The organism is Sphaerospermopsis sp. FACHB-1094 (assembly GCF_014696195.1).
Taxonomy (GTDB): domain Bacteria; phylum Cyanobacteriota; class Cyanobacteriia; order Cyanobacteriales; family Nostocaceae; genus Sphaerospermopsis; species Sphaerospermopsis kisseleviana.
The window spans coordinates 1-3,344 of sequence record NZ_JACJPT010000213.1; the positions used below are offsets into that span (position 1 = coordinate 1).

The 3,344-nt window shown below is 37.3% G+C and carries 2 protein-coding genes and 1 pseudogene; all 3 read left to right on the plus strand.

Features of this window, described 5'->3' with window-relative positions:
- Positions 1–319 precede the first annotated feature (319 nt).
- Positions 320–1,116: pseudogene (locus H6F47_RS27085) on the plus strand (transglutaminaseTgpA domain-containing protein); the annotation flags it as partial.
- 253 nt (positions 1,117–1,369) lie between these two features.
- Entirely contained in the window at positions 1,370–2,050 is a 681-nt protein-coding gene (locus tag H6F47_RS27090) for an RNA polymerase subunit sigma-24 (RefSeq protein ID WP_096565834.1), read from the plus strand.
- Between the two features lie 41 nt (positions 2,051–2,091).
- Positions 2,092–3,021: a DUF1822 family protein gene (locus H6F47_RS27095; protein ID WP_190348393.1), complete on the plus strand. Its 930-nt coding sequence runs from the start codon at positions 2,092–2,094 to the stop codon at positions 3,019–3,021.
- Positions 3,022–3,344 lie beyond the last annotated feature (323 nt).

The following is a 3,344-nucleotide window of genomic DNA, read 5'->3' on the forward strand; positions in this document are numbered from 1 at the left end:
ACTTTTTCCGGTATACCCTTCAAAACCCTTGCACTAATTTCTGTGTTTATCAGCCTCTAACCTTTGATATATCAAGGTTTTAGGTTTATTCAGCAAACCCTAGATAGGGGTTGCTGAGAAAGTCTTTCCGTGATGGCATAGGAGTCAGGAGTCAGGAGTCAGGAGTCAGGAGAAGATTTGAAAATTTCTTTGCCATCTCTTGAAATCCCAAAAAATGCACACTTTTTCCGGTATACCCTTCAAAACCCTTGCACTAATTTCTGTGTTTATCAGCCTCTAACCTTTGATATATCAAGGTTTTAGGTTTATTCAGCAAACCCTAGATAGTAATTTTTATTAAGGTTTTAATAGCGAGATGAACCAAAACCTGCGGGGGGAAATGAAACCCAAGGTGGTGATGCGGGTGAGATCCCAAGCGTAAGGTTTTTGGCGGGTTTTGGCTTTTGATCAATATACTGGTAAGGGTTGGAAAATTTCTCGTAATGATGATGTGACTACTTTAAGACGTTCATCTTAGTCCTACAAAATAGACTTGGATCTACCATTAATCAAAACTCCTACTAGAGAAGTTGTACAAACTTATAATGTGGTATCAGATTTACCTAATTTGATACCTGCTTTGTCTAATCCCAAGGAAATCTATTTTCCTGGTCTTGTGATCGCTGTGGATCAGGAAGGGGGTTTGCGATCGCCTGTACAATTATCGGAAGGTATGACTTATACTGTACTTTCTGAAGTTCCATACCGCGATCGCACTTTGTTGGGTAAGGCTGATACTAAATACCCCAAGGAAATTAAGGATTATTATCTACAAATACCGTTAGCGTATTGCGTCAATTTTGGAACTGGATAGCTGGTTGGTTGCCTTCACCGGTTACTGGTTTGTTAAATGGTTTATTTGGTACATTATTTAGATGGTTGTTTAGAGCGATCGCTTGGTTTTTCTCTTTATTCTCTCAAGGTTGGTTAAAAATTTTCACTGGTTTAATCGTAGGAACAATTACAGCTTTTTTTGGGTGGTTAGGTTGGGTACAGTGGAAAAAATGGCTGAATCGTAAGTGGTTGAAGAAGTTACCGCCTATGGAAAGGCTGTATCAACAAATGTTGCAAATGTGGGCTTGTTGGAGAGCGATAAGCTGTTGTGCATTTAATTTGTATAAATGATACAGGCAAGATGCCTGTGCCACAAGAGTTCAGAAATTTATGATTATACAATTTAGCTGCATCACAGCTTAACGAACCGCTGCTGCAAGCAGTTCGCTTACTAGGGAATATAAAGTTTTGTAAAGAATGGAAATTTTTGCGTAAAACTTTCAGACAGGGGAAGATACGAGAATAGATATATTCACGGGAGAGTGCGGAGTGCGAGATGACAAATGATTTTCTAGGAAGAGACGACGACGCGCTCAACCAAGAACTACAACAGCTAGTTAATGAAGCCAAGCGATATCCGGCTGACAGTAAAAGTCCCACGGACAGAGCAAAAAGACGCATAGCTTTAAATAAGCTGATTAATGCTATTCGCGGTTCTGGGAAATTGAGCAAGCAAGTTCAGTGGTGGGAATCACCAAACTATGAAGATTATTATCATGAAGCATTACAACTTACATTCATAGAAATTTGTCAAAAAATTGAACAATATAATCCTCAATATCCAGTGATGACATGGGTAAATATAATTTTTTCCCGGCGAATTTCTGATGTGGGTAAAAAAGACCAAAAAAGAGGGATTACTCAACTTCCTAAGCATCAAAAAGTGACTCAAGTGCTGTCTTTAGATGAAATCAACAAAGATTTCCCAGTAGATAATGAAATATCTGAGCAACAACAGTTAAAGGAAATTATTGAGAATGATCCAGAGAATGTTTTAAAAAATGACTGTATTAAGGATCATCCCCAAGCTAATTTGCAAGCTATTCTGCTGTTGGTTTTAAATGGTAAGCAATGGCAAGAAATTTCTGAGGAATTAAAAGTACCACTTTCAACAGCTTCTAGTTTCTACCAGCGACGGATGCGCAAAATTATTACTTATTTAAAGAAATATATATAGAAACTGCATTAACTGACTATAAAAATTTTGGAGATTGCCTCATGAATAGCATCACAGAACAACTAACTTTTAGCGTATCTCTCTCTACAGAAGCTCATGGAATAGCTCAAGAATATAGCCAAAGTATTTCTAATCCTGATCAGCGGCAACAAGTTTATCTTAATACTTTAGCTGTGTATGCTGTAGATAATTATCTCCAGTGTATGGGATTTGAAACTGATTGCCAAGGAAGTGATAGTCATGACTTTTTAGTAATTCAATTGATGAATGTAGCTGATTTAAAAGTAAAAAATTTAGGTAAATTAGAATGTCGTCCAGTTTTACCAAAAGCAGAAGTATGTGAAATTCCGCCGGAGGTTTGGGAGGATAGAGTGGGTTATGTGGCTGTGCAGTTCAATTCTGATTTAAAAGAGGCGAAAATTTTAGGTTTTACACCTCAAGCTGAAGCGGAAGTTCCTCTGAATCAGTTGCAATCTTTGGAGAATTTTTTACTTTATCTGAGTGAATTAGAAATAGATAAATCTCCACAATATGAAGATTTATCTATTCTGGTAAAAATTGGACAATGGTTAGATGGATTTGTAGATGCAAGTTGGCAAACTATTGAGAATTTATTAAATCCGCAACAATTAGGATTAGCTTTTAAGAGTGCTGTGAGTATGACGCGGGGACAAAAAATTGATTTGGGAATGCACCTTGAGCAAATTTCTGTGGCATTAGTAGTAAAAATTGCTGCTGGTTCTGGTCTAGAAGTAGATATTTTAACTCAAGTATATCCGGTGGGAAATCATCTGTTACCTGAAGGAGTAAAATTAAATATTATTGATAATTTGGGAGAAAATGTTTTAGAGGTTATCTCAAGAGATGAAGATAACTGGATTCAATTGGAGTTTAGTGCAGAGTTGGGGGAAAAGTTTCAGATTATGGTGGCTTATGGGGAGTCGCAGCAAACTAAAATGTTTGAGGTTTAAGACAATACTGTCTCAGTAAACTGTTGGACATTTAACTTGCATATTCCTGACAACTAAAACTCTTGTGGAACAGGCATCCTGCCTGTAATAATCATGCAAATTAAATGTTTATCAGCTTATTTACAGCAGTTTTCATGTCTTTAGACCACAGTAAGGGCGAAGCATTCGGACAATTAATTATCGGTTTTTACCTAGGGGTTGCTGAGAAAGTTTTTCCGTGAGGGCATAGGAGTCAGGAGTCAGGAGTCAGGAGTCAGGAGAAGATTTGAAAATTTCTTTGCCATCTCTTGAAATCCCAAAAAATGCACACTTTTTCCGGTATA

Excerpts from the sequence above, each read along its gene's own strand:
- H6F47_RS27095 (WP_190348393.1), top strand. The coding sequence starts at position 2,092 with ATGAATAGCATCACAGAACAACTAACTTTTAGCGTATCTCTCTCTACA.
- H6F47_RS27090 (WP_096565834.1), top strand. The coding sequence starts at position 1,370 with ATGACAAATGATTTTCTAGGAAGAGACGACGACGCGCTCAACCAAGAA.